This is a genomic window from Streptomyces sp. NPDC006197, assembly GCF_040613865.1.
Taxonomy (GTDB): domain Bacteria; phylum Actinomycetota; class Actinomycetes; order Streptomycetales; family Streptomycetaceae; genus Streptomyces.
Map to the genome: position 1 here is coordinate 46,195 of NZ_JBEXSZ010000025.1, position 24,214 is coordinate 70,408.

Consider the following 24,214-nt stretch of genomic DNA (forward strand, 5'->3'; position numbering starts at 1 on the left):
CCCCCAGCAAAGATCGTGGCGGGCGTTCATCGACCGGCCTCCTGCGTCGTATTGAGGATGTTGACGCCCCGGAAGAGGGCGGACGGGCAGCCGTGCGAGACGGCGGCGACCTGGCCCGGCTGGGCCTTGCCGCAGTTGAAGGCGCCACCGAGGACGTACGTCTGCGGGCCGCCGACCTGCTCCATCGAGCCCCAGAAGTCCGTGGTCGTCGCCTGGTACGCCACGTCCCGCAGCTGCCCGGCGAGGCGGCCGTTCTCGATGCGGAAGAAGCGCTGGCCGGTGAACTGGAAGTTGTAGCGCTGCATGTCGATCGACCAGGACCGGTCGCCGACCACGTAGATGCCGCGCTCCACGCCCCCGATCAGGTCCTCCGTCGACAGACCGCCCGGGTCCGGCTGGAGCGAGACGTTCGCCATCCGCTGCACCGGGACGTGCGCGGGGGAGTCGGCGAAGGCGCAGCCGTTCGACCGGCCCAGGCCCGTGAGCTTCGCGATCCGCCGGTCCAGCTGGTAGCCGACGAGCGTGCCGTCCTTCACCAGGTCCCAGCTCTGCGCCTCGACGCCCTCGTCGTCGAAGCCGACCGTGGCGAGACCGTGCTCGGCGGTCCGGTCACCCGTCACGTTCATGATCGAGGAGCCGTACGCCAGCTTGCCCAGCTGGTCGAAGGTGGCGAACGAGGTGCCCGCGTAGGCCGCCTCGTAGCCCAGCGCCCGGTCCAGCTCGGTGGCGTGCCCGATGGACTCGTGGATCGTCAGCCACAGGTTCGACGGGTCGACGACCAGGTCGTACCGGCCCGCCTCCACGCTCGGCGCCCGCATCTTCTCGGCGAGCAGCCCCGGGATCTCGTCGAGCTCCTTGTCCCAGTCCCAGCCGGTCCCCGTCAGGTACTCCCAGCCCCGCCCGACCGGCGGCGCGATCGTCCGCATCGAGTCGAACTCGCCGGTCGTCCCGTCCACGGCGACCGCCGTGAGCTGCGGGTGCAGCCGGACGCGCTGCTGGGTGGTCACGGTGCCGGCCGTGTCCGCGTAGAACTTGTTCTCGTGGACGGTCAGCAGCGAGGCGTCCACGTGCGCCACGCCCTCCGCCCGGAGCAGCCGCGCGCTCCAGTCGGCGAGCAGCGCGCTCTTCTCCTCGGCGGGGACGGAGAACGGGTCGATCTCGTACGAGGAGACCCACGTCCTCTCCGCGTGCACCGGCTCCTCGGCCAGCTCCACGCGCTCCTCCGACCCCGCCGCCGCGATCACCTTCGCCGACAGCTTGGCCATGGCGACCGCCTGCGAGGCGACCCGCGCGGCCCCGTCCATCGTCAGGTCGACGCCGGACGCGAACCCCCAGGCCCCACCGTGCACCACCCGCACCGCGTAGCCCAGGTCCGTGGTGTCCGAGGACCCGGACGGTTTGGCGTCGCGCAGCCGCCACGAGGCGCTGCGCACCCGCTCCAGGCGGAAGTCCGCGTGCTCGGCACCCAGCGCGCGCGCTCGGGCGAGCGCCGCGTCGGCGAGCGCCCGCAACGGCAGCGCGACGAACGAAGGGTCGATCTGATGGACCACGAGCGGCCTCGCTCTCGGCGATCGGAAGACGGCGGTTGAACTGTCCGGGAAGTCAATCACGGGACGGGCGGCCGAGTCCGCGCATTGGATCGGAGGGCGCCCCCGGCGCACCCGCGGGCCGGCCCGCACCGGCCCCGAGCTGTAGGGACCCGACAGTGACGCCCGTACGCCACTGTCGGAGGTCGATTCCTCATGTCGGGGGCGGTACCGATAGGTTTTCGGCTACCAGACCGCTATCGAAAGGGTGATCCGTTGAGCCGCTCGGTTCTCGTCACCGGAGGAAACCGGGGCATCGGCCTCGCCATCGCCCGCGCGTTCGCCGAGGCCGGCGACAAGGTCGCGATCACGTACCGCTCCGGCGAGCCCCCGGCCGCCCTGGTCGAGCTCGGCTGCCTTCCCGTCAAGTGCGACATCACCGACGCGGAGCAGGTGGAGACGGCCTACAAGGAGATCGAGGAGAAGCACGGTCCGGTGGAGGTCCTCGTGGCCAACGCCGGCGTGACGAAGGACCAGCTCCTCATGCGCATGACCGAGGAGGACTTCACGTCCGTCCTCGACACCAACCTCACCGGCACCTTCCGGGTCGTCAAGCGCGCCAACCGCGGGATGCTGCGGGCCAAGAAGGGCCGCGTCGTCCTGATCTCCTCGGTGGTCGGTCTGCTGGGCTCCGCGGGCCAGGCCAACTACGCCGCCTCCAAGGCAGGCCTGGTCGGTTTCGCCCGCTCCCTCGCGCGTGAGCTGGGCTCGCGCAACATCACCTTCAACGTCGTCGCCCCCGGCTTCGTCGACACCGACATGACCGCGGTGCTCACCGACGAGCAGCGCGCGGGCATCGTGTCCCAGGTACCGCTGGGCCGTTACGCGCAGCCGGAGGAGATCGCCGCCGCGGTGAAGTTCCTCGCCTCCGACGACGCCTCGTACATCACTGGAGCCGTCATCCCGGTTGACGGCGGATTGGGCATGGGTCACTGATCACCATGAGCGGAATTCTCGAGGGCAAGCGCATCCTCATCACCGGTGTGCTGATGGAGTCCTCCATCGCCTTCCACGCCGCGAAGCTGGCCCAGGAGCAGGGTGCGGAGATCATCCTCACCGCCTGGCCGCGTCCGACGCTGACCGAGCGCATCGCCAAGAAGCTGCCCCACCCCGACAAGGTGAAGGTCCTGGAGCTCGACGTCTCCAACGACGAGCACCTCGCCCGTCTGGAGGGCCAGGTCCGCGAGCACCTGGGCGACCGCCTCGACGGCATCGTGCACTCCATCGGCTTCGCGCCGCAGGACGCGCTCGGCGGCAACTTCCTGAACACGCCGTTCGAGTCCGTGGCCACCGCCATGCACGTCTCCGCCTTCTCCCTGAAGTCGCTGACCATGGCGCTGCTGCCGCTGATGTCCGAGGGCGGTTCGGTCGTCGGCCTCACCTTCGACGCGCAGTTCGCCTGGCCCCAGTACGACTGGATGGGCCCGGCCAAGGCCGCCCTGGAGGCCACCAGCCGCTACATGGCGCGCGACCTCGGCAAGCAGAAGATCCGCTGCAACCTGATCTCGGCGGGCCCGCTCGGTTCCATGGCCGCGAAGTCCATCCCGGGCTTCGACGGCCTGGCCTCCGTGTGGGACACCCGTTCCCCGCTGACGTGGGACCTCGCGGACCCGGAGCCGGCCGGCCGCGGCATCGTCGCGCTGCTCTCGGACTGGTTCCCGATGACGACGGGCGAGATCATCCACGTCGACGGCGGTCTGCACGCGATCGGCGCGTAACCGCCCGGTACGGCAGTGAAGGGCCGTGTGTCCGCCCCGGTGGCGGACACACGGCCCTCGCCGTTCCGCAACTCCTGCACGGGTCGAAATGTAGCCCGAATGACCCCAGACTGGGGCAGAGCGTGATGTTCTGCTGCTGACGGGGAGGAGGTACGGGCATGCGCGAGATACGCCAGGGCTTCGGGGCGTTCGCCTCCGTCGCCGTTCTGATCACCGGGACAGCCGTGGCCACCGAGCTGCGGGACGCCCCCGCCCCCGCCGAGGAGCCCTCCGCCACCGCCCCGGCGACCGGGGAGCCGGAGGACTTCGGAGCCTCCTGCCGCACCGTCGTCGAGGGCTCCCGCGTCACCGCCCACTGCAGCAACCCGTACCCCCGCACCGACCGCGTCCGCCTCCACGTCGAGTGCGACCGCTGGTGGGACGTCGACAGCGACAGCGCCCCCGTGGAGGTCGGCCCCGCCGACTTCGCCCAGGTCACCGGCCGCTGCTGGAAGGAGGTCCGGTCCGCCTGGATCACGCACCAGCCCGCGGATCCGGCTCCCGCTCCGGGGCAGCCCCTTCCGGTACGGGGCTCCTGAGGCACATGAAGGGGTAACCGGCCGCCTCCGTGCCGGCCCGCTCGGCATCGCCCTCGCGGATCGCGTCCACCAGGCGCGCGTGGTCCATGTGGTTCTCCGGCCGCAGCACCTGCCCCACGTCGTCGCGCAGCCAGTCCCGCAGCAGATCGCCCAGGTCCGCGTAGAGCTCCGTCAGCACCTCGTTGCCCGAGGCGGCGACGACCGCGTGGTGGAAGGCCGCGTCGGCCGTCACGAACCGCTCCGCGTCCCCCGACTCCCACGCCTCCTCGCGCCGCACGAGCAGGGCGTCCAGCTGCTTCAGGTCCCGCTCCGTGCGCCGCCCGGCCGCGAAGCGCGCCGCGGCGGACTCCAGCGTGGAGCGCAGCTCGGCGACGTGCCGGGGGTCGGAGCCGGCGAAGCGCCGGTGCATGACGCCCGCCAGCTCGCTGGTGGCGACGACGTACGTCCCCGAGCCCTGGCGGATGTCGAGCAGACCGTTGTGCGCGAGCGCGCGGACCGCCTCGCGCACCGTGTTGCGGGCCACGCCCAGCTGCTCGACCAGTTCGGGTTCGGTCGGGATGCGCGAACCCACCGGCCACTCGCCGGAGGTGATCTGGTTCCGCAGCTCGGCGATCACCTGGTCGGAGAGGCCGGTGCGCCGGGGGTGACCGAGGGCCATGGAGCGCCTTCCCATTCGTTCGAGATTGGACAATCAATCATCCCATGATTCTATGATGGCTTCATGCCTGACGAGCCGAAGACCCTCGACCCCGCCGCACCACCGGCCGGAACCACCGCCGCGACCGCGTCCTCCGGAGCGCCCGCCACCGCCGGCGATTCTCCCGCACCGGGCCCGGCACGCGGCCGGCTGCTCGGCATCGTCGCCGTCGGACTCGTCCTGGCCGCCCTCAACCTGCGCCCCGCCATCACCAGCCTCGGCGCCCTCCTCGAAGAGGTCAGCGAAGACCTCCACATGAGCGGCAGCGTCGCCGGCGTCCTGACCTCCGTCCCCCCGCTCTGCTTCGCGGTCTTCGGCATCACCGCGCCCCGCCTCGCCCGCCGCTTCGGCCCCGCCGCCGTCGTCTGCGCGGGCATGGCCGCGATCCTCACCGGCCTCGTCCTGCGGCCCTTCGCGACCGGCACCGCCGCCTTCCTCGCCGCCAGCGCCCTCGCCCTCATGGGCATCGCCGTCAGCAACGTTCTGATGCCCGTCATCGTCAAGCGGTACTTCCCCGACCGCGTCGGCAGCATGACCGGCCTCTACTCCATGGCGCTCGCCCTCGGCACCTCCGTCGCCGCGGCCGCGACCGTGCCCATGACCGACGCCCTCGGCGGCGACTGGCGCCTCGGCCTCGGCGTCTGGGCGGCCCTCGCCGCGCTCGCCGTCCTGCCCTGGCTCCCGCTCCTGCGCGACCGGGACACGGACACGCCACGTCCGGCGGCCACGACCCCCGAAACGGCACCGCAGGCCGCCCCCGCGCCGCGCATCACCCGCAGCCGCACCGCCTGGGCGCTCGGCGTCTTCTTCGGCCTCCAGGCCACCGGCGCCTACATCACCATGGGCTGGATGCCGCAGATCTTCCGCGACGCCGGCGTCCCCGCCGCCACCGCGGGCGTGCTCCTCGCCGTCACCATGGTCATGGGCGTCCCGCTCGCCTTCGTCATCCCCCGCCTCGCGACCCGGATGAAGAACCAGGGCCCGATCGTCGTCGCGCTCGGCCTGTGCGGACTCACCGGCTACACCGGACTCTTCCTCGCCCCCGCCGGCGGAGCCTGGGTCTGGGCCGTGCTCCTCGGCATCTCCAACTGCTCCTTCCCGCTCGCCCTCACGATGATCGGCATGCGCTCGCGCACCGGCGCCGGCGTCGTCCGACTCTCCGCCTTCGCGCAGAGCGTCGGCTACCTCATCTCGATCCCCGGCCCCCTCCTCGTCGGCGTGCTCTACCAGCACAGCGGCGGCTGGGGACTGCCCATCGCGCTCATGGGCGGGCTCATGGTGCCGCAGATGATCGTCGGAACCCTGGCGGGCAGGGACCGGACGGTCGAGGACGAATGCTGAGATGCGAGACTGTCCCCATGCCAGTCCTCGAACCCAACCCCCCGAACGGCCAGAAGAAGCTGCTCCTCGTGCTCGGCGCGATGCTCGGCATCACGGTCGTCATCGCCGTCATCGCCTCCTTCGCCTCCCCGTGAGGTGGGGGTAGCCCCCGCATCCCCTAGGGGGCGGGTCTCAGGGTGAAGTGGGTGGATCACCGGATGGGCCGGAAGACGCGCGATCCGTACGTTGGTGACAACGGCGAAAGCGCGGAACTCACCCACGGAGGCGGCCATGTCGGCCCCCACGCACCCCGGCATCCGGACCACGACCACCGGCGTCGACACCCGGCTGCCCTGGTGGGCCCTCGTCCTCCCGGCAGCCGCCTTCCTCGCCCTCCTGGTCCTCATGACCGGGTCGGACGGGGCCCAGGCGACCCCGGGTGAGCTCGCGACCGGCCGCGTCCTGGAGCACCTCTGGCAAACACTCTCTCTCTGAGTCGGAGTGACCTGTTTCATGCGAAGCTGTGGACCATGAGCGTCGATACACCCCGCAGCATCGTGCTCCTCCGGCACGCGAAGGCAGACTGGAACGACGGACCGGACCACGAGAGGCCCCTCGCCGACCGCGGCCGCAAGGACGCACCGGTGGCCGGCCGCCGGCTCGCCGACAGCGGCATCACCTTCGACCTGGCCCTCTGCTCGACCGCCGTGCGCACCCGCGAGACCTGGAAGCTGGCCGTCCACGAGTTCCCGCGCCGCCCGAAGACCGTGTACGAGGAGCGGTTGTACGAGGCCTCCCTCGGCGAGCTCATCGCCCTGGTCAACGAGACCCCGGACACCGTGAACAACCTCCTGCTCGTCGGCCACAACCCGGGCATGCACGCGCTCGCCGACGCTCTGGCGGGCGGGTCCGAGGGGGACGTGCTGCCCCGGATGAACCGCAGCGGCTTCCCGACCTCCGCCTTCGCCGTCGTCACCTTCGACGGCACGTGGAAGTCCGTGGAGCACGGAGTCGGACGACTCGTCGACTTCTGGACCCCGCACGCCTGATCGCGTACGCCGGCCCCGCACGGGGGCCCACCCCGTACGCCTCATCCCGTACGCCGCACTCCGTACGCGGGAGGGCCCGGGCGTCGTCCGACACCCGGGCCCTCCTCCTTACCGCCACCGCTCAGTGCGGCAGGTCGTCCTCGCCGAAGTCCGCCGCCTCGACCTCCTCGCGCGTGATGCCGAGCAGGTACAGCACGGTGTCCAGGAACGGCACGTTCACCGCCGTGTGGGCCGCCTGACGCACCACCGGCTTCGCGTTGAACGCCACGCCCAGCCCGGCCGCGTTCAGCATGTCCAGGTCGTTGGCCCCGTCGCCGATCGCCACGGTCTGCGCCAGCGGCACCCCCGCCTCCGAGGCGAACCGGCGCAGCAGCCGCGCCTTGCCCGCCCGGTCGACGATCTCGCCGGTCACCCGGCCGGTGAGCTTCCCGTCCACGATCTCCAGCGTGTTGGCGGAGGCGAAGTCGAGACCCAGCCGCTCCTTCAGGTCGTCGGTGACCTGCGTGAAACCGCCGGAGACGACGCCCACCTGGTAGCCGAGCCGCTTGAGCGTACGGATCAGGGTCCGGGCGCCCGGAGTCAGCCGCACCTCGGCGCGGACCTTGTCGACCACCGAGGCGTCGAGACCGGCGAGCAGCTCCACGCGCGCGTGGAGGGACTGCTCGAAGTCCAGCTCGCCGCGCATCGCCGCCGCCGTCACCTCGGCGACCTTGTCCTCGCAGCCCGCGTGCGCGGCGAAGAGCTCGATCACCTCGTCCTGGATCAGGGTGGAGTCGACGTCCATGACCACGAGCCGCTGGGCCCGCCGGTGCAGACCGGCGGAGACGACGGCCACGTCGACCCCGATGCCGTGCGCCTCGACGGCCAGCGCGGTCCGCAGCGGCTCGGTCTCGCAGCCCGAGACGGCGAACTCGACCGCCGTCACGGGGTACTTCGCGAGGCGGAAGATGCGGTCGATGTTGCCGCCGGTCTCCGCGATCCTGGCCGCTATGGCCGCCGTCTGCTCGGCGGTGAGCGGGTTGCCGAGCACGGTGACGTGCGAGCGCCCCTCACCGCGGGGACGGTTGTCGCCCGTGCCGGAGATGATCTCGGCCTGGAGCTTCAGCGACTCGGCCCAGCTGTGGATGGTGGCCCGGAGTTCGCCCTGCGAGGCGACGGTCGGCTCGGTGACGAGCGCGCACAGGACGAGGCGGCCGCGGGAGACCACCTGCTCGATGTCCACGACGTCGACGGAGTAGGCGGCGAGGGTGTCGAAGAGTCCCGCGGTGATCCCGGGACGGTCCTTCCCGAAGATCTTGACGAGAAGGGTGGGAACGTCTGAGGTCTGCGATGCGCTCATGGTGGTTCCACCGTATCGGGCACCGTGTGCGGTCAGACCCCCCGTCCCGCCCTGCGGACACCCGACCGGTCCAGGAGACACCCTTGAGGTCTTCACGCGGCCCGACTTTCCGATACGGGACCGGGCCTGAAATAGTTCCCCAGGATGATTCGCCATCCCTGGACTCCCGACGACGGGGGTACATCGGGGGACAAGTAGTGGGGCATGGAGTGCCAGAACTCGTACTGGAATTGAACGGCAGGACCTGGACGCTCGATCCGTCCCGGTCGTACACCCTGGGCAGGGACCCTCAGGGTGACCTGGTCATCGACGACGCCAGGGTCTCGTGGCGCCACGCCACCATCAGCTGGGGAGGCCGGAGCTGGGTCATCGAGGACCACGGCTCCACGAACGGCACCTTCCTCCAGGGCCAGAGGATCCACCAGGTGGAGATCGGCCCCGGCTCGGCCGTCCACCTGGGCAACGCGACCGACGGCCCGCGGCTGAATCTCGCCGCCACCGGCGCGGCCGCCGCGCCTCAGCACCAGGCGCCGCAGCAGGCCCCGGCCCAGCAGACCCCCGCCCACCAGGCGGCCGGGGCCGCCGCGCAGGCCGACTGGGCCACGCACCAGGCGCCCCCGCAGCACCAGGCGCCCCCGCAGCAGCCGGGCTGGCAGCAGCCGCCGGCCCACCAGCAGGTCCCGCAGCAGCAGGTCCCGCACCAGCAGGGACCCGGCCAGGGCCGCCCCGGCGGCGCCGCGGGGACGCCGTCGCCCTACGGCGACCACCGCAGCCCGACGACCTTCTACCAGCTGGACCTCGGCCGCGTGATGCGCATCGGCCGTGCCCTCGAGAACGAACTGGTCGTCTCCGACCTCCAGGTCTCGCGGCACCACGCCGAGTTCCACGCGACGCCCGACGGCCGCTTCGAGATCCGCGACCTCGGCTCGCACAACGGCACGTACGTCAACGGTCAGCCGATCCCCAAGGGCGGCACGGCCCTCCTCGGACCGCAGGACATCGTCGGCGTCGGCCACTCGACCTTCCGCATCGTCGGCGGCCAGCTCGAGGAGTTCGTCGACACCGGCTCGGTCTCCTTCTCGGCCCGCCACCTCACGGTCACGGTCGACGGCGGCAAGCAGATCCTCAAGGACGTCACCTTCGGCGTCCCGGAGAAGTCGCTGATCGGCGTCATCGGCCCGTCCGGCTCCGGCAAGTCCACCCTGCTCAAGGCGCTGACCGGCTACCGCCCGGCCAACGAGGGCGACGTCCTCTACGACAACCGGAGCCTCTACAAGCAGTTCGCCGAGCTGCGCCAGCGCATCGGTCTGGTCCCGCAGGACGACATCCTGCACAAGGAGCTGACCGTCCAGAAGGCGCTGCGCTACGCGGCCAAGCTCCGCTTCCCCGGCGACACCGCCGCGACCGAGCGCGAGGCCCGCATCGACGAGGTGCTGCGCGAGCTCAAGCTCGACATCCACAAGGAGAAGAAGGTCACCTCCCTCTCCGGTGGCCAGCGCAAGCGCGTCTCCGTCGCCCTGGAGCTCCTCACCAAGCCCTCGCTGATCTTCCTGGACGAGCCGACCTCCGGCCTCGACCCGGGCATGGACCGCGACGTCATGCAGCTGCTGCGCGGCCTCGCGGACGACGGCCGCACGGTCCTCGTCGTCACCCACTCGGTGGCCGAGCTGGGCCTCTGCGACAAGCTGCTCGTGATGGCGCCCGGCGGCTCCGTGGCGTACTTCGGCCCGCCGGAGGAGGCGCTGAACTTCTTCGGCTACTCCACCTGGGCCGACGTCTTCTCCGCCTTCGAGAACTACCGCGACTACGACTGGGCGGGCCGCTGGAAGGGCTCGCAGCACTACCAGATGTACGCCGCGGACATCGACGCCGTCGCCGCGCAGCCCGTCCAGATGCCGCCGCAGGCGATGGCCAGGCCGCCGAAGCCGCAGGGCTGGGGCTCCCAGCTGTGGACCCTGATCCGCCGCTACGTGTCGGTGATCGCCTCCGACAAGGGCTTCATGGCCCTGATGGTGATCCTGCCCGCCGTCCTCGGCGCGGTCTCCGTCGTCATCCCGGCCGACTTCGGCCTGGGCCGGCCCAAGCCGCCGTCCCGGTTCAACGGCGACGCCGGCACGATCATGCTGATCCTCGCGGTCGGCATGTGCTTCTCCGGCGCGGCGAACTCCGTGCGAGAACTGATCAAGGAACGGGTCATCTACGAACGGGAGCGCGCCGTCGGCCTCTCCCGCTCCGCGTACCTCATGTCCAAGGTCATCGTCCTCGGCCTGATCACCGCCTTCCAGGGCGTGATCATCTGCGGCATCGGCTTCTCCACCCGCGAGCTGCCCGAAGAGGGCCTGTTCATGCCGCCGGCCGTCGAGCTCTGCGTCCAGGTCATCGCGCTCGGCCTGACCTCGATGATGGTCGGCCTGGTCATCTCCGCGCTGGTGAAGACCGCCGAGAAGACCATGCCGCTGCTCGTCATGTTCGCGATCATCCAGGTCGTCTTCACCGGCATCCTCTTCCAGGTGTACGGCTCGCCCGGCCTGGAGCAGTTCGCCTGGCTCATGCCCTCCCGCTGGGGCATCGCCGGCGCCGGCACCACCCTCGACCTGGCGCACCTCATGCCGCCGTGGGACCACAAGGACCCCACGAACACCGACCCGCTGTGGGAGCACACGGTCGGCCAGTGGAGCCTCGACCTCGGCATCCAGCTGATCATGGCCACGGTCTGCTGCGTCCTCGTGGCGCGGTTGCTGCGCCGCCACGAGCCCGAGGTCATGCGCAAGTAACGCTCGCCCCACCACGCCGAAGGGCGGCACCCCGGAGAGGGTGCCGCCCTTTCGCGCGTCAGTACGCGCTGTTGACGTTGTCGATCGAGCCGTAGCGGTCGGCCGCGTAGTTGGCGGCGGCGACGATGTTGGCGACCGGGTCGTACTGGTCGAACTTGGTGCCGGGGATGTGGTACGCCTTGAAGGTCGGGTAGATCACCTGGAGCAGGCCCTTGGACGGGACGCCGTTGATGGCGTTGATGTCCCAGTTGTTGATGGCATACGGGTTGCCGCTGGACTCGCGCATGATGTTCCGGTGCAGGCCGTTGTAGGTGCCCGGGATGTTGTGCTTGTCCATGATGTAGAGCGCCTCGCGGATCCAGCCGTCGAGGTTGTTCGCGAAGACCGGCTTGCGGGCGACGGAACGGCTCGCGGCCGCCTTCTCCGCGGCGCGCTTCTTCGCGGCGGCCGCGGCCTTCGCCTTGGCGGCGGCCTTGGCCTTGACCTCGGCCTTCGCCTTCGCGGTGGCCTTGGCCAGGGCGTCGGCCTTGGCCTTCGCGGCCTTCGCCTGGGCGTCGAGCTTCGCCTTGGCGGCGGCCTTCGCCTTCGCCTCGGCCTCCTGCTTGGCCTTCAGACCGATGGTGGTCTGCTGCTCGCTGACGCTGGCGGCCAGCGCCTTGGCCTGCGGGCTGTTCGCGTTGTACGACCAGGCCACCTGCTGGGTACCGGACAGAGCCTGCGGCTCGGTCTCGGTGCCGCCGTTGTGAGGCACGAGGGAGAGGGTGAGCGCTGCGGCGCCCAGAGCGGCGACGCCGGCGATCGTGGCCTTGTGGGTCTTCTTCAGACCACGACTGTGGCCAGGGGTGTTCGCAGACATGCAGGACTACCTCTTCGAATCGCTGGGGGTCGTCGCTCGGCCGGGGCGGCGCTGCGCCTGCTCGGCGGCGACGGTGGCAATTCTTAGCGGCAGCAAAATCCCGTGGCAAAGGTGTGACCTACGACCCCGGGTAGTGGATCAGGGCCTCGTGCACGGGCCACACGATGCCCCCTGTGGCCCGTTTCCTCCGCTCATATCCGGCGGCGGGGCGTCCACTAGGGGGCTTCGTAAGTGACGTGCGTCCTATGCGCGGCCTCACATCGGGCACGTAACGAACTCACCGTGAGTTGCTTCAGCAATGCGTACGGTGAGGCCCCTCCTCCGGGAGGAGGAGATGGAGATCGCCGAACTCGTGCCAGAGGTAGCGCTCCCGTACCGCGGCGGCGTACGCGCTCCGCAGAGCGGGTTCCCCGGCGACCGCCTCCAGCATCAGCAGATGCGAGGCCTCCGGCTCGTGCAGCCCGGTCAGCAGCCCGTCCACCACCCGTACCCCGCGCGCGGGCGTCACCACCAGGTCGGTCCACCCCGCGACGGCCCGCACGGCCCCACCGCCCCCGGCACCCGCCCGCCGAGGCGCCCCCTCCGCGGCGGTCCCCTCTCCCCACGTGTCCCTCGCACCGTTCGGCCCCAGGGGACCTCCCGGGCTTCGGGCCGCTGCGCCGGACTCCGTCCGCCGAGGCGGTCCTACTGCGGCAGACTCCAGTGCCCGCACCGCCGTCGTACCGACGGAGATGACCCGGCCGCCCCCGGCGCGGGCCGCGTTCACCAGGGCCGCCGTCGCCGCCGGGACCTCGAAGCGCTCCGGGTAGGGCGGCTCGTGCGCCTCCGCCGACGCCACCCCCGTATGAAGGCAGAGCGGGGCGATCCGTACGCCCCGGTCGACCAGCTCCGCCACCAGCCGGGCCGTGAAGGGCCGCCCCGCGCTCGGCATCTCCGCCGAGCCCGACCCGTCGGGGGAGGGGCGCGCGAAGACCGTCCGGTACGCCGACAGGGGCTGGTCCTGGTCCGTGTACCCGTACCGGATGGGCCGCCCGTACCGTCCGAGCAGCCCCGGGACGTCCACGTCCACCCGCGCCCACCACAGCCGCCCGCCCCCGGGCACCAGCGGCTCCGCGCACACCAGCCGCGCCCCTCCCGGCAGCCGTACGACCGCGCCCGCGGGACCGCCCCCACGCGGGCGCGTACTGCCCGACGGCTCCGGCGCCCGCAGCTCCACGGCCCACCGCCCGTCGTCCCCACGGGTCGAGAAGTGCACCACCACCGGCTCCCCGCCCGGCTCCGGCCCCAGCCGCCCGTCCACGGCCGCCGCGAGCGTCGTCGAGGTGTTGACGACGAGCACGTCCCCGGCCCGCAGCAGCGCGGGCAGCTCCCTGAAGGAGTGGTGCGACACCGCCGTGCCCCGCGACACGAGCAGCCGCACGTCGTCCCGGCCGCGCCCGGGCCCCCGCTGCTCGGCCGGCACCCGCGCCGACAGCTCCGTCGGCACCCTCACGACCAGCGTCATCACGCCTCCAGGAAGGCCGGCGCGGAATACCGGCCGCTCGCCGGCCGCTCGTCGAGCAGCCGCAGGAAGACGGGGGCGACGTCGGCCGGAGTCGGAGTCCCGGACAGGTCCTCGCCGGGCTCCGCGGCGGCCAGCATGTCCGTCCGCATCCCGCCCGGGTCCACCCACCAGACCCGCAGCCCCGGCTCCTCCACCGCCAGGACCGCCGACAGCTGGTCGAGCGCCGCCTTCGTCGCCCCGTACGCCCCCCAGGTCCGGTACGCCTCCGCGGCCGCGTCCGAGCTCAGGTTGACCACCGCTCCGGCGGGCGCCGCGCGCAGCAGCGGCAGCGCCTCCTGCAGCAGCCCCAGCGGGGCCACCACGTTGACCTCCAGGGCGGCCCGGAAACCGTCCAGCGGGTGCCGGTCGAGCGGCACCAGCGGCTGCGTGCCCAGGATCCCCGCGTTGTTCACGAGCAGATCGAGCCCACCGAGCTCCTCCGCCGCCGCCACGAGCTCCCGCCGGTGCGCCGCGTCCGTCACGTCCCCGGCCACCGCCACCACCCGTGCGCCACGCGCGCGTGCCGCCGCCGCGCTCTCCTCCAGTACGTCCGCCGTGCGGGCGTCCAGCACCAGGTCCCAGCCCCGCCCGGCGAGGGCCTCGGCCAGCGCCCGCCCCAGACCCCTCGACGCCCCCGTGACGATCGCGACAGTCATGACGTCCATCCCCTCTCTCCTTCGGATGGCTCCACCCTCCGGCCGCGGCCCCGCCCACCGCCTCGTCCCCGGGCCCGGACCGCCGAGGGCACTTCGACCTAGGCCTCCGGACCTGCTCCGTCCTCGTCCCCGGACGGATACGGACCGTCACACCCCGCCGGTACGGTGAACACATGAGCCATCGACCGAGCTCCGGCCTGGCCGCAGTGAGCACCGCCCTCCTGGCGATGAGCCGCCATCTGGAGGTCCGTGACGTCCTCAAGACGATCGTGGCCTCCGCGCGCGAGCTGCTCGACGCCGAGTACGCAGCCCTGGGCGTCCCCGACGACCACGGCGGCTTCGCCCAGTTCGTGGTCGACGGCGTCAGCGAAGAGCAGTGGAAGGCGATCGGCCCGCTGCCCCGCCAGCACGGCATCCTGGCCTCGATGCTCCACAAGGCCGAGCCCGAGCGGCTCGCCGACGTCCGCGAGGACCCCCGCTTCGAGGGCTGGCCGGACGCCCACCCCGAGATGTCCGACTTCCTCGGCCTGCCCGTCCGCGACGGCGACGAGATCCTCGGCGCCCTCTTCCTCGCCAACAAGCGCTGCCCCAAGGAGGACGGCGGCTGCGGCTTCACCGCCGAGGACGAGGCACTCCTCTCGATCCTCGCCCAGCACGCGGCCATCGCCCTCACCAACGCCCGGCTGTACGAGCGCAGCCGTGAGCTCACCATCGCCGAGGAGCGCTCCCGCCTCGCCCACGAGCTGCACGACGCCGTCAGCCAGAAGCTCTTCTCGCTCCGCCTGACCGCCCAGGCCGCCGCCGCCCTCGTCGACCGCGACCCGGCCCGTGCCAAGGGCGAACTCCAGCAGGTCGCCGCGCTCGCCGCCGAGGCCGCCGACGAGCTGCGCGCCGCCGTCGTCGAGCTCAGGCCCGCCGCCCTCGACGAGGACGGCCTCGTCCACACGCTCCGCACCCAGATCCAGGTCCTGGACCGCGCCCACTCCGCCCGGGTGACCTTCGAGAGCCCGGGGACCCGGGCCCTGCCCGCCGCCCAGGAGGAGGCCGTCCTCCGGGTCGCGCAGGAGGCCCTGCACAACGCCCTGCGGCACGCGGACGCGGAACTCGTCGCGGTCTCCCTCACCCGCAGCGGCCAGGGCGCGCGGCTCACCGTCACCGACGACGGCAAGGGCTTCGACCCGCGTACGGTCCGCCGTGCCGGCCGCCACCTCGGTCTGGTCTCCATGCGGGACCGGGCGAGCGGCGTCGGCGGCAGACTCACGGTGACCTCGGCCCCGGGCCGGGGCACGAAGATCGAAATGGAGGTCCCCGGTGGCTGACAAGCACATCCGCGTGCTCCTGGTCGACGACCACCAGGTCGTCCGCCGAGGACTGCGCACCTTCCTGGAGGTGCAGGACGACATAGAGGTAGTGGGGGAGGCCTCCGACGGCGCCGAGGGCGTCGCCAGGGCGGAGGAGCTGCAGCCGGACGTGGTCCTCATGGACGTGAAGATGCCGGGCACGGACGGCATCGAGGCGCTCAAGCGGCTCCGTGAGCTGGCGAACCCCGCCAGGGTCCTGATCGTCACCAGCTTCACCGAGCAGCGGACGGTCGTCCCCGCCCTCCGCGCCGGCGCCTGCGGATACGTCTACAAGGACATCGACCCCGACGCCCTGGCCGGTGCGATCCGCTCCGTCCACGCCGGGCACGTCCTGCTCCAGCCCGAGGTGGCCGGTGCGCTCCTCGCCCAGGAGGACTCCCACGGCGGGGGCACGGGGCGGGGCTCGACCCTCACGGAGCGGGAGCGCGAGGTCCTCGGCCTGATCGCGGACGGACGGTCCAACCGGGAGATCGCCCGCGCCCTCGTCCTCTCCGAGAAGACGGTCAAGACGCACGTCTCGAACATCCTGATGAAACTCGACCTCGCGGACCGCACCCAGGCGGCCCTCTGGGCGGTCCGCCACGGCCTCACCCACTGACGCGCTCCCTCGTGCGCCGGGGCGCACGACCGTTCAGTACTTCATACCGTCGTGTGGATGTCCCCCGTTCGGCGCAACCCGGCGGGGGGTGCGGCGTTCTCCATGGCGTGCTGCGGCGGACCGGCCGCAGCGATGACCAGGAGGATGTACCAAGTGAAGAACCTCAAGAAGGCCGCCGCCCTCACCGTGATCGCCGGTGGCATCGTCGCCGCCGGCGCGGGTGTCGCCTCCGCGAACGCGGACGCCGCCGGGCAGGCCCTCCACTCGCCGGGCGTCGGCTCCGGCAACCTGGTGCAGGTCCCGGTCCACGTCCCCGTGAACGTCTCCGGCAACACGGTCAACGTGATCGGCCTGCTCAACCCGGCCTTCGGCAACGCCGCCGTCAACGGCTGAGCATCACCCCGACACCGGTCCCGTGTGGGCATACGTTCCGCAAAGGCGGAACGGGTGGGCACACGGGACCCACCGGCGTGCAGCACCCCGACCGCCCCAGCCACTACAGACCAGGGGCTCCGGGCGAGGCGCAGCCTCAGAAGCCCCGGTCCCGCTCCCGCTCCTCCACGTACGCGTTGTACGCCGCGACCTGCGCCCGCCGCGCCACCCGTTCCACCGGCCGCAGCGCCGCCCCCCGCGCCGCCATCTCCGAGGCGCTCACCGCGCCCCCGTGACCGTGGTCGTACGCCAGGTTCACCAGCAGACCGATCCGCTGCGCCAGCTCCAGGACCCGTACCGCGCGCGGCGGATAGCCGGGGGCCAGCACCTCGCGGCCCACCTCCGCCCGCGCCCGGTACGCCTCGCGCGCCGCGTCCGCCGCGGGCCCCGAGGCCGCCACGTCGAGCCGGGTCAGCACCGCCGTCGCGTCCCGCAGCGCCTCGGCCAGCTCCCGCTCGGCCTCGCCGAGCGAGGGCACATCGGCGGGCGGAGCCTCCCGTACGGCCAGACAGTGCCAGGTCACCGAGACGTGCACGTCACCCGCGGGACCGGCCTCGGTGACCTCCGGCACGAGACCGTACGGTGCGCCGAAGCCCACCACCGCCTCCTCCGCCTCCAACGCGCGCGCGTTGAACTCCGGCGGCCCGCTCAGCCCCAGCGGATGCCCCGGCGCCGGCAGGGCGACCCGCCACCCGGTCACCCCGAGCCGCCGCAGCCGGCCCAGCGCGAGCGTCAGCCCCACCGGCCCCGCCTCACCGGGCAGCCCCTCCACGCGGTGCACCGCGTCCTCCCCGACAATCGCCAGCGCCGCCTCGTCCGGCGACACCGCCCCGGCCAGCAGGGCATTGCCCCAGGCGGCCAGACGTCCTGAGCGTGGTTCCGAAAGCATCCCCCCAGACTAAGGACTCAAAGGAAGCCCTACGGACCGGTCCGCTCCGTCGATAACGTAGGTTTTCCCCTGGACGCCGCGCCCATCGGCGCAAGGCGACGACAAGACTCGACCGCAAGGGGAGACAACGCGCTCATGAGCGATGTACTGGAGCTGGTGGACGTATCCGTGGTCCGCGACGGACGGGCTCTGGTGGACGATGTCTCCTGGTCGGTCAAGGAGGGCGAGCGCTGGGTGATCCTCGGACCCAACGGCGCCGGCAAGACCACCCTCCTGAACATCGCCTCCAGCTACCTCTTCCCCACCAAGGGCACCGCCCGCATCCTGGGCGAGCAGCTCGGCGGCGTGGGCACCGACGTCTTCGAGCTCCGCCCCCGCATCGGCATGGCCGGCATCGCGATGGCGGAGAAGCTCCCCAAGCGCCAGACCGTCCTGCAGACCGTCCTCACCGCCGCGTACGGCATGACCGCCACCTGGAACGAGGACTACGACCCGGTCGACGAGGAGCGCGCCAAGGCCTTCCTCGACCGGCTCGGGATGAACGACTACCTGGACCGCAGGTTCGGCACCCTCTCCGAGGGCGAGCGCAAGCGCACCCTCATCGCCCGCGCGATGATGACCGACCCGGAGCTCCTCCTCCTCGACGAGCCCGCCGCCGGCCTCGACCTCGGCGGCCGCGAGGACCTGGTCCGCCGCCTCGGCCGCCTCGCCCGCGACCCGTACGCCCCCTCCATGATCATGGTCACCCACCACGTCGAGGAGATCGCCCCCGGCTTCACCCACGTCCTGATGATCCGTCAGGGCAAGGTCCTCGCCGCCGGCCCCGTGGAGATGGAGCTCACCTCCCGGAACCTCTCGCACTGCTTCGGCCTGCCGCTCGTCGTCGAGCGCGTCGGCGACCGCTGGACCGCCCACGGCCTGCCCCTGAAGTGACCGGCCGGGGCACCGGCGTCCCGCACAGCCGCCCGCGCCCTGTCCCGGAAGGACCCCACCGCCCTACCATGACCACGTGGACATCGACACGTGGGTCTGGTGGCTGATCGGCGCGGTGGGGCTCGGCATCCCGCTGGTCCTGACCGCGATGCCGGAGTTCGGCATGTTCTCCGTCGGCGCGGTCGCCGGGGCGGTGACCGCGGCCCTCGGCTTCGGCGTCGTCGCCCAGGTGCTCGTCTTCGTCGTCGTCTCCGTGGCACTCGTCGCGGTGGTACGTCCGATCGCCGCCCGCCACCGCAACGGCAGACCCGAACTCGCCACCGGCGTCGACGCCCTGAAGGGGCGTCAGGCCGTCGTCCTGGAGCGGGTCGACGGCAGCGGAGGCCGCATCAAGCTCGCCGGCGAGATCTGGTCCGCCCGCACCCTCGACACCGGCCAGACCTTCGAACCGGGCGAACGGGTCGACGTCGTGGACATCGACGGGGCGACCGCCGTGGTCATGTGACGTGAGGTCACGTGACGTCATGTGACCGAACCTCGCCCATGACGCTCCGCCGTCTGGGAAACTCGATCATCAGAAGAAACCCGGCAGACAACCGGCAGCGAAGGGCACGGGGAACACGATGTCAGCAGTCATCATCGTCCTGATCATTCTGGTGGTGCTCGTCTTCATCGCCCTGATCAAGACGATCCAGGTCATCCCGCAGGCGAGCGCGGCGATCGTGGAGCGCTTCGGCCGCTACACCCGCACGCTCAACGCCGGACTCAACATCGTCGTCCCGTTCATCGACTCGATCCGCAACCGGATCGACCTCCGCGAACAGGTCGTCCCGTTCCCGCCGCAGCCGGTGATCACCCAGGACAACCTGGTCGTCAACATCGACACGGTCATCTACTACCAGGTGACCGACGCCCGGGCCGCCACCTACGAGGTCGCCAGCTACATCCAGGCGATCGAGCAGCTCACCGTCACCACCCTGCGCAACATCATCGGCGGCATGGACCTGGAGCGGACCCTCACCTCCCGCGAGGAGATCAACGCGGCCCTGCGCGGCGTCCTCGACGAGGCCACCGGCAAGTGGGGCATCCGCGTCAACCGCGTCGAGCTCAAGGCCATCGAGCCGCCGACCTCCATCCAGGACTCGATGGAGAAGCAGATGCGCGCCGAGCGCGACAAGCGCGCCGCGATCCTCACCGCCGAGGGCACCCGCCAGTCCGCCATCCTCACCGCCGAGGGCGAGAAGCAGTCCGCCATCCTGCGCGCCGAGGGCGAGGCCAAGGCCGCCGCCCTCAAGGCCGAGGGCGAGGCGCAGGCCGTCCGCACGGTCTTCGAGGCCATCCACGCCGGCGACCCGGACCAGAAGCTCCTCTCGTACCAGTACCTCCAGATGCTCCCGAAGATCGCCGAGGGCGACGCCAACAAGCTCTGGATCGTGCCCAGCGAGATCGGCGACGCCCTCAAGGGCCTCTCCGGAGCCTTCGGCAACGTGGGCGGCGGCACCCCCGGCTTCAACGTCAAGGGCGGAGCGACCGAGCGGCGGGACGAACCCCCGGTGGACTGACACGTACACGTAATTCTCGTGCATGATCAGTGCGAGCCCCTCGACCCTGACGACGTCAGAGCGGGGAGGCGACCCGCTGACCATATAAGGAGATGGCGTTGTCCATCTGGGAAGCCCTGGCAGTCTTCGCCGCCGGCATCGGCGCCGGCACCATCAACACCATCGTCGGATCGGGAACGCTCATCACGTTCCCGGTCCTCCTCGCGACCGGACTCCCCCCGATCACCGCGAACGTCTCCAACGCCCTCGGCCTCGTCCCCGGCTCCATCAGCGGGGCCATCGGCTACCGCCGCGAACTCAAGGGCCAGAAGGCCCGCATCCTGCGCCTCGGCGGCGTCGCCCTCCTCGGCGGACTCATCGGCGCCATCCTGCTCCTGGCCCTGCCGTCCAAGGCCTTCGACTCGATCGTCCCCGTCCTCATCGGCCTCGCACTCGTCCTGGTCCTCTTCCAGCCCCGTATCGCCGCAGCCGTGAAGCGGCGCCGGGAGCAGGCCGGCACCGAAGCCCACCCCGACGGCGGCCCCGCCCTCCTCACCGGCCTCCTCCTCGCCAGCATGTACGGCGGATACTTCGGCGCCGCCCAAGGAGTCCTCTACCTCTCCCTCATGGGCCTGCTGCTCCACGACGACCTGCAGCGCATCAACGCCGTCAAGAACATCCTCGGCGCCCTGGTCAACGGAGTCGCCGCCGTCTTCTTCCTCTTCGTCGCCGACTTCGACTGGACGGCCGTCCTGCTCATCGCCGTCGGCTCCACCCTCGGCGGCCAGCTCGGCGCCAAGGTCGGCCGCAGACTGCCCCCCGCGGTCCTGCGCGGAGTGATCATCGCCGTCGGCATCGCGGCCATCCTCCAACTGACCCTCGGTTAGCCACGACGACGGAAGGGCCCGCCTCCCACCGGGGGAGACGGGCCCTTCCGCACGCCCGCGCATCACGTACGCCCGCGGATCACGCCTCTACGCGGCCGAATCGGCCAGCCACGCCGGCAGCGCCGACCGCTCGCTCGCCCGCATCGCGAGCAGCATCGCGTCCGCCGGAGTCGGCTCGAACGGCTGGTGCAGCAGCGGCATCCCCGCCTGCTCCGGCGTCCGGTCCGCCTTGCGGTGGTTGTCCTCGGCACAGGAGGCGACCGTGTTCAGCCAGCTGTCCCCACCACCCTGCGCCCGCGGCACGACGTGGTCGACCGTCGTCGCCCGCCGCCCGCAGTACGCGCACCGGTGCTGGTCCCGGACCAGCACCCCCCGCCTCGACCACGGAGCCTGTCTTCGGAACGGCACCCGTACGTACCGGCAGAGCCTGATCACCCGCGGGACCGGCAGGTCCACGGCGGCACCCCGCACCCTCAGCTCGGGATGGGCCTGCTCGACGACGGCCTTGTCCTGCAGGACAAGCACCACCGCACGGTTGAGTGTGACCGTCGAAAGCGGCTCGAAGCTCGCGTTCAGTACCAGCGTGTCCCGCATGTTGCCCACCTCCCGTGTACCGGCCCCAGCCCCCACACGGGGCTCCGGGCTTGGATCAACGATGGCCGGGCCGGCCGGGTCGGACAACGCAATTTCCGCGCAACAAAAGATGCCCGCTTCTGATCTCTCCAAGACCAGAAGCGGGCAAACAACAAACGAACGATCAGACCGCCGCAGGAGCCGCGTACTCACCGACCAGCTGGGCACGGCCGAGCGTGTGGAACCGCAGATTGAACCCGACGGCCGCCGGCGAGGTGTCGGCGTCCGTACCGAGCTTCTCCTTGTCCACCGCGTACACCGTGAAGACGTACCGGTGCGACTCCCCGGCCGGAGGAGCGGCGCCGCCGAAGTCCTTCGAGCCGTAGTCGTTCCGCGCGTGCACGGCACCGGCCGGCAGCCCCTCGAACGACCCCGACCCGGCACCGGCCGGCAGCTCCGTCACCGACGCCGGGATGTCGAACAGCACCCAGTGCCAGAACCCGCTGCCCGTCGGGGCGTCCGGGTCGAAGCAGGTGACCGCGAAGCTCTTCGTCTCCGCCGGGAACCCCTCCCAGCTCAGCTGCGGCGAGGTGTTCCCCTTCGCGTACACCTGAGCGTCCTTCAGCACCCCACCCGGCGCGACGTCGTCGCTCACCACGATGAACTCCGCGACCGGCGGATGGAAGTCATGGGGGAGCGGCGCCCTCTTGCCCTCGGACACGTCGAGTACCTCCGAATCGTCCGTCAACGCTGACGGTCCCGAGCCTAGAGCCAGTTGCGACGGCCGCCGACCTCGGCGAGCCACTGGTTGAGGTAAGCCGCCCAATCGGTGGTGTGGAAGTCGTGCAGCCCCACCTTGAACGCACGGAAGGAGTCGCTGCCCTCCGTGAAGAGGCCCGGCTTCTTGTCCATCTCCAGGACGACGTCCATCTCATGGTCGTCCGCGACGAAGCTGACCTCGACCTGGTTCAGACCCCGGTACTGCTGCGGCGCGAAGAACTCGATCTCCTGGTAGAAGGGCAGCTTCTGCCGCGTCCCCCGGATGTGCCCGCGCTCCATGTCCGCGCTCTTGAAACGGAAGCCCAGCTGGATGAAGGCGTCCAGGATCGCCTGCTGCGCCGGCAGCGGGTGCACGTTGATCGGGTCCAGGTCACCGGAGTCCACGGCCCGCGCGATCTCCAGCTCGGTCGTCACGCCGATGTTCATCCCCCGCAGCTGCTGCCCGGCGACGGTGGTGACCGGCGTCTCCCACGGGATCTCCAGACCGAACGGCACGACGTGCACGGCGCCGGCCTTGACCTCGAAGGCACCGCCGAGACGCATCTTCACGAACTCGATGTCCTGCTTGTGCTCCTGGTCGCCACCCTCGACCTCGACACGCGCCTGCAGCCCGACGGAGAGCCCCTCGATCTGCTGGTCGACGCTGCCGCCCTGGATCCGCACCTCGCCCTGGACGACCCCGCCCGGGACGACGTTCTCCTCCGTGAGCACCGTCTCCACGGTGGCCCCACCGGCACCCAGGCTCGCGAGCAGCTTCTTGAATCCCATGACTTCCACTCCTTCTCGGGTCCTGACCCCTACATACGCGCGACGACCGTAGCCGGTTCCCCTCCGGTCCCCGGTACGCTCGGACGGCATGAGCGAGAGCCCCGACCGTACGCCGCTCCCGCGGACCTTCTTCGACCGCCCCGTTCTGGAAGTGGCCCCCGACCTCCTGGGCCGCACCCTCGTCCGCAACACCGACGAGGGCCGAATGGAACTGCGCCTCACGGAGGTGGAGGCGTACGCCGGCGCCATCGACCCCGGCTCGCACGCCTTCCGAGGCCGCACCGCACGCAACGCCGTCATGTTCGGACCCCCCGGCCACGCGTACGTCTACTTCACCTACGGCATGTGGCACTGCCTCAACCTGGTGTGCGGCCCCGAGGGCCACGCGAGCGGTGTCCTGCTGCGCGCGGGTGAAATCGTCGAGGGCGCCGACCAGGCCCGCCCCCGCCGCCGCTCGGCCCGCTCCGACCACGAGCTCGCCAAGGGGCCGGCCCGCCTGGCCACGGCCCTCGACGTCGCCCTCTCCCTGAACGGCACGGACACCTGCGCAGGCCAGGACGGACCCCTCGCCCTCCTCACCGGCACGCCCCCGGCCCCGGACCGCATCCGCAGCGGCCCCCGCACGGGGGTCGGCGGCGAGGGCGCCCCGCACCCCTGGCGCTTCTGGATCACGGAGGACCCGACGGTCAGCCCGTACCGGCCTCACACACCTCGCAAGCGGAGGCTTGACTCGTCGAGGATGACCGACTAACGTGGCCCGAGCCGCTGGAACCCGGCCTGCTTGTTCAAGCACCCCGGAGCGGCCATCCACTACTCAAGATGATCACCCCGGTTGGGGTTCATTTCGGCATTCCGAAATTCGTTTCGAATGACTCGATTATGAACGGCCAAGGAAATCAGCTAAAGTAGTGAACACGCCGGAAGGGCCCGGAGCGAAAGCGAACGGGACCGGAAAGCACCGAGGAAATCGGATCACAAAGATCTGATAGAGTCGGAAACGAAGGAAGCGCCCGGAGGGCCCGGAAACGGGACCGAAGGAAGCGTCCGCACCTTGAGAACTCAACAGCGTGCCAAAAATCAACGCCAGATTAGTTGATACCCCGTCCATCCCTTCGGGATGGTCGAGGTTCCTTTGAAAAAGTCCACCCCCCTGGGGGTGGCGACACTACAGCGAGGACGCTGTGGACGGTCTGCCCTATTCCGGCAAGGCCGTCCCGCTCAACGCGAGTGGCAACCGGATTACCGGTGAACATTCACGGAGAGTTTGATCCTGGCTCAGGACGAACGCTGGCGGCGTGCTTAACACATGCAAGTCGAACGATGAAGCCCTTCGGGG

General features: G+C 71.1%; 26 protein-coding genes and 1 rRNA gene. 17 read left to right on the plus strand and 10 right to left on the minus strand.

Annotated features, from left to right (window positions below):
* Nucleotides 1–26: 26 nt before the first annotated feature.
* Nucleotides 27–1,550, minus strand: coding sequence for a TldD/PmbA family protein (locus tag ABZ318_RS11035; protein ID WP_356902178.1), 1,524 nt, complete (start codon nt 1,548–1,550; stop codon nt 27–29).
* Nucleotides 1,551–1,802: 252 nt separating this feature from the next.
* On the opposite strand from ABZ318_RS11035, the gene fabG reads away from it, so the two are divergent.
* From fabG to ABZ318_RS11050, 3 genes are all read left to right on the plus strand, one after another.
* Nucleotides 1,803–2,522, plus strand: coding sequence for a 3-oxoacyl-[acyl-carrier-protein] reductase (fabG, locus tag ABZ318_RS11040; protein WP_030691676.1), 720 nt, complete (start codon nt 1,803–1,805; stop codon nt 2,520–2,522).
* A 5-nt stretch (nt 2,523–2,527) separates the two neighbouring features.
* A complete protein-coding gene (gene fabI / locus ABZ318_RS11045; protein ID WP_356902179.1) occupies nt 2,528–3,304 on the plus strand; it encodes an enoyl-ACP reductase FabI in 777 nt (258 codons plus the stop codon).
* A 158-nt stretch (nt 3,305–3,462) separates the two neighbouring features.
* The gene (locus ABZ318_RS11050) at nt 3,463–3,882 is read left to right on the plus strand and encodes a hypothetical protein (RefSeq protein ID WP_356902180.1); all 420 of its coding nucleotides are present in this window, start codon (nt 3,463–3,465) and stop codon (nt 3,880–3,882) included.
* On the opposite strand, the gene ABZ318_RS11055 is transcribed toward ABZ318_RS11050, so the two are convergent.
* Entirely contained in the window at nt 3,818–4,540 is a 723-nt protein-coding gene (locus ABZ318_RS11055) for an FCD domain-containing protein (RefSeq protein ID WP_356902181.1), read from the minus strand. The genes ABZ318_RS11050 and ABZ318_RS11055 overlap by 65 nt on opposite strands.
* 63 nt (nt 4,541–4,603) lie before the next feature.
* Between ABZ318_RS11055 and ABZ318_RS11060 the strand changes: the two genes are divergently transcribed.
* From ABZ318_RS11060 to ABZ318_RS11075, 4 genes are all read left to right on the plus strand, one after another.
* Nucleotides 4,604–5,920, plus strand: coding sequence for an MFS transporter (locus ABZ318_RS11060; RefSeq protein WP_356902182.1), 1,317 nt, complete (start codon nt 4,604–4,606; stop codon nt 5,918–5,920).
* A 17-nt stretch (nt 5,921–5,937) separates the two neighbouring features.
* A complete protein-coding gene (locus tag ABZ318_RS11065; protein ID WP_260174269.1) occupies nt 5,938–6,054 on the plus strand; it encodes an SGM_5486 family transporter-associated protein in 117 nt (38 codons plus the stop codon).
* Nucleotides 6,055–6,190: 136 nt separating this feature from the next.
* Complete coding sequence (locus ABZ318_RS11070; RefSeq protein WP_356902183.1) at nt 6,191–6,394, plus strand: hypothetical protein; 204 nt, start codon at nt 6,191–6,193, stop codon at nt 6,392–6,394.
* A gap of 35 nt (nt 6,395–6,429) precedes the next feature.
* Nucleotides 6,430–6,948, plus strand: coding sequence for a histidine phosphatase family protein (locus tag ABZ318_RS11075; RefSeq protein ID WP_356902184.1), 519 nt, complete (start codon nt 6,430–6,432; stop codon nt 6,946–6,948).
* Nucleotides 6,949–7,069: 121 nt separating this feature from the next.
* On the opposite strand, the gene serB is transcribed toward ABZ318_RS11075, so the two are convergent.
* Nucleotides 7,070–8,287, minus strand: coding sequence for a phosphoserine phosphatase SerB (gene serB / locus ABZ318_RS11080; RefSeq protein WP_356902185.1), 1,218 nt, complete (start codon nt 8,285–8,287; stop codon nt 7,070–7,072).
* A gap of 197 nt (nt 8,288–8,484) precedes the next feature.
* Between serB and ABZ318_RS11085 the strand changes: the two genes are divergently transcribed.
* A complete protein-coding gene (locus tag ABZ318_RS11085) occupies nt 8,485–11,061 on the plus strand; it encodes an FHA domain-containing protein (RefSeq protein ID WP_356902186.1) in 2,577 nt (858 codons plus the stop codon).
* 58 nt (nt 11,062–11,119) lie between these two features.
* On the opposite strand, the gene ABZ318_RS11090 is transcribed toward ABZ318_RS11085, so the two are convergent.
* From ABZ318_RS11090 to ABZ318_RS11100, 3 genes are all read right to left on the minus strand, one after another.
* Nucleotides 11,120–11,917: a transglycosylase SLT domain-containing protein gene (locus ABZ318_RS11090; protein WP_356902187.1), complete on the minus strand. Its 798-nt coding sequence runs from the start codon at nt 11,915–11,917 to the stop codon at nt 11,120–11,122.
* 292 nt (nt 11,918–12,209) lie between these two features.
* Nucleotides 12,210–13,421, minus strand: coding sequence for an S-adenosylmethionine:tRNA ribosyltransferase-isomerase (locus ABZ318_RS11095; RefSeq protein ID WP_356902188.1), 1,212 nt, complete (start codon nt 13,419–13,421; stop codon nt 12,210–12,212).
* On the minus strand, nt 13,421–14,116 hold the full coding sequence (locus tag ABZ318_RS11100; protein WP_356902201.1) for an SDR family oxidoreductase: 696 nt from the start codon (nt 14,114–14,116) through the stop codon (nt 13,421–13,423). The genes ABZ318_RS11095 and ABZ318_RS11100 overlap by 1 nt, the downstream gene beginning before the upstream one ends.
* 173 nt (nt 14,117–14,289) lie before the next feature.
* Here ABZ318_RS11100 and ABZ318_RS11105 point away from each other — a divergent pair, with 173 nt between their 5' ends.
* The 3 genes from ABZ318_RS11105 to ABZ318_RS11115 all read left to right on the plus strand — a co-directional run bounded on the left by ABZ318_RS11105 (nt 14,290) and on the right by ABZ318_RS11115 (nt 16,468).
* A complete protein-coding gene (locus ABZ318_RS11105) occupies nt 14,290–15,435 on the plus strand; it encodes a GAF domain-containing sensor histidine kinase (RefSeq protein WP_356902189.1) in 1,146 nt (381 codons plus the stop codon).
* Complete coding sequence (locus tag ABZ318_RS11110; protein ID WP_356902190.1) at nt 15,428–16,075, plus strand: response regulator transcription factor; 648 nt, start codon at nt 15,428–15,430, stop codon at nt 16,073–16,075. The genes ABZ318_RS11105 and ABZ318_RS11110 overlap by 8 nt, the downstream gene beginning before the upstream one ends.
* A gap of 153 nt (nt 16,076–16,228) precedes the next feature.
* The gene (locus ABZ318_RS11115; RefSeq protein WP_356902191.1) at nt 16,229–16,468 is read left to right on the plus strand and encodes a chaplin; all 240 of its coding nucleotides are present in this window, start codon (nt 16,229–16,231) and stop codon (nt 16,466–16,468) included.
* Between the two features lie 136 nt (nt 16,469–16,604).
* Here ABZ318_RS11115 and ABZ318_RS11120 read toward each other — a convergent pair whose 3' ends face one another.
* Complete coding sequence (locus ABZ318_RS11120) at nt 16,605–17,396, minus strand: hypothetical protein (RefSeq protein ID WP_356902192.1); 792 nt, start codon at nt 17,394–17,396, stop codon at nt 16,605–16,607.
* Nucleotides 17,397–17,531: 135 nt separating this feature from the next.
* On the opposite strand from ABZ318_RS11120, the gene ABZ318_RS11125 reads away from it, so the two are divergent.
* The 4 genes from ABZ318_RS11125 to ABZ318_RS11140 all read left to right on the plus strand — a co-directional run bounded on the left by ABZ318_RS11125 (nt 17,532) and on the right by ABZ318_RS11140 (nt 20,757).
* On the plus strand, nt 17,532–18,329 hold the full coding sequence (locus ABZ318_RS11125; RefSeq protein WP_356902193.1) for an ABC transporter ATP-binding protein: 798 nt from the start codon (nt 17,532–17,534) through the stop codon (nt 18,327–18,329).
* A gap of 76 nt (nt 18,330–18,405) precedes the next feature.
* Nucleotides 18,406–18,834 (plus strand): NfeD family protein, encoded by a 429-nt coding sequence (locus ABZ318_RS11130; RefSeq protein WP_356902194.1) that lies wholly within the window; start codon nt 18,406–18,408, stop codon nt 18,832–18,834.
* A 118-nt stretch (nt 18,835–18,952) separates the two neighbouring features.
* Entirely contained in the window at nt 18,953–19,891 is a 939-nt protein-coding gene (locus tag ABZ318_RS11135) for an SPFH domain-containing protein (protein WP_093876790.1), read from the plus strand.
* Between the two features lie 92 nt (nt 19,892–19,983).
* Nucleotides 19,984–20,757, plus strand: coding sequence for a sulfite exporter TauE/SafE family protein (locus ABZ318_RS11140; protein ID WP_356902195.1), 774 nt, complete (start codon nt 19,984–19,986; stop codon nt 20,755–20,757).
* A gap of 87 nt (nt 20,758–20,844) precedes the next feature.
* Here the strand turns inward: ABZ318_RS11140 and ABZ318_RS11145 are convergent, their stop codons facing one another.
* The 3 genes from ABZ318_RS11145 to ABZ318_RS11155 form a co-directional block, all read right to left on the minus strand.
* Nucleotides 20,845–21,351: an HNH endonuclease gene (locus tag ABZ318_RS11145; RefSeq protein WP_093876792.1), complete on the minus strand. Its 507-nt coding sequence runs from the start codon at nt 21,349–21,351 to the stop codon at nt 20,845–20,847.
* 163 nt (nt 21,352–21,514) lie between these two features.
* On the minus strand, nt 21,515–22,051 hold the full coding sequence (locus ABZ318_RS11150) for a YbhB/YbcL family Raf kinase inhibitor-like protein (protein WP_356902196.1): 537 nt from the start codon (nt 22,049–22,051) through the stop codon (nt 21,515–21,517).
* Between the two features lie 44 nt (nt 22,052–22,095).
* Nucleotides 22,096–22,878, minus strand: a complete 783-nt coding sequence (locus ABZ318_RS11155) for a sporulation protein (protein ID WP_356902197.1) — start codon at nt 22,876–22,878, stop codon at nt 22,096–22,098.
* 88 nt (nt 22,879–22,966) lie between these two features.
* Between ABZ318_RS11155 and ABZ318_RS11160 the strand changes: the two genes are divergently transcribed.
* Both ABZ318_RS11160 and ABZ318_RS11165 read left to right on the plus strand, forming a co-directional pair.
* Complete coding sequence (locus tag ABZ318_RS11160; RefSeq protein ID WP_356902198.1) at nt 22,967–23,629, plus strand: DNA-3-methyladenine glycosylase; 663 nt, start codon at nt 22,967–22,969, stop codon at nt 23,627–23,629.
* Between the two features lie 501 nt (nt 23,630–24,130).
* Nucleotides 24,131–24,214 (plus strand): 16S ribosomal RNA (locus tag ABZ318_RS11165); the annotation flags it as partial.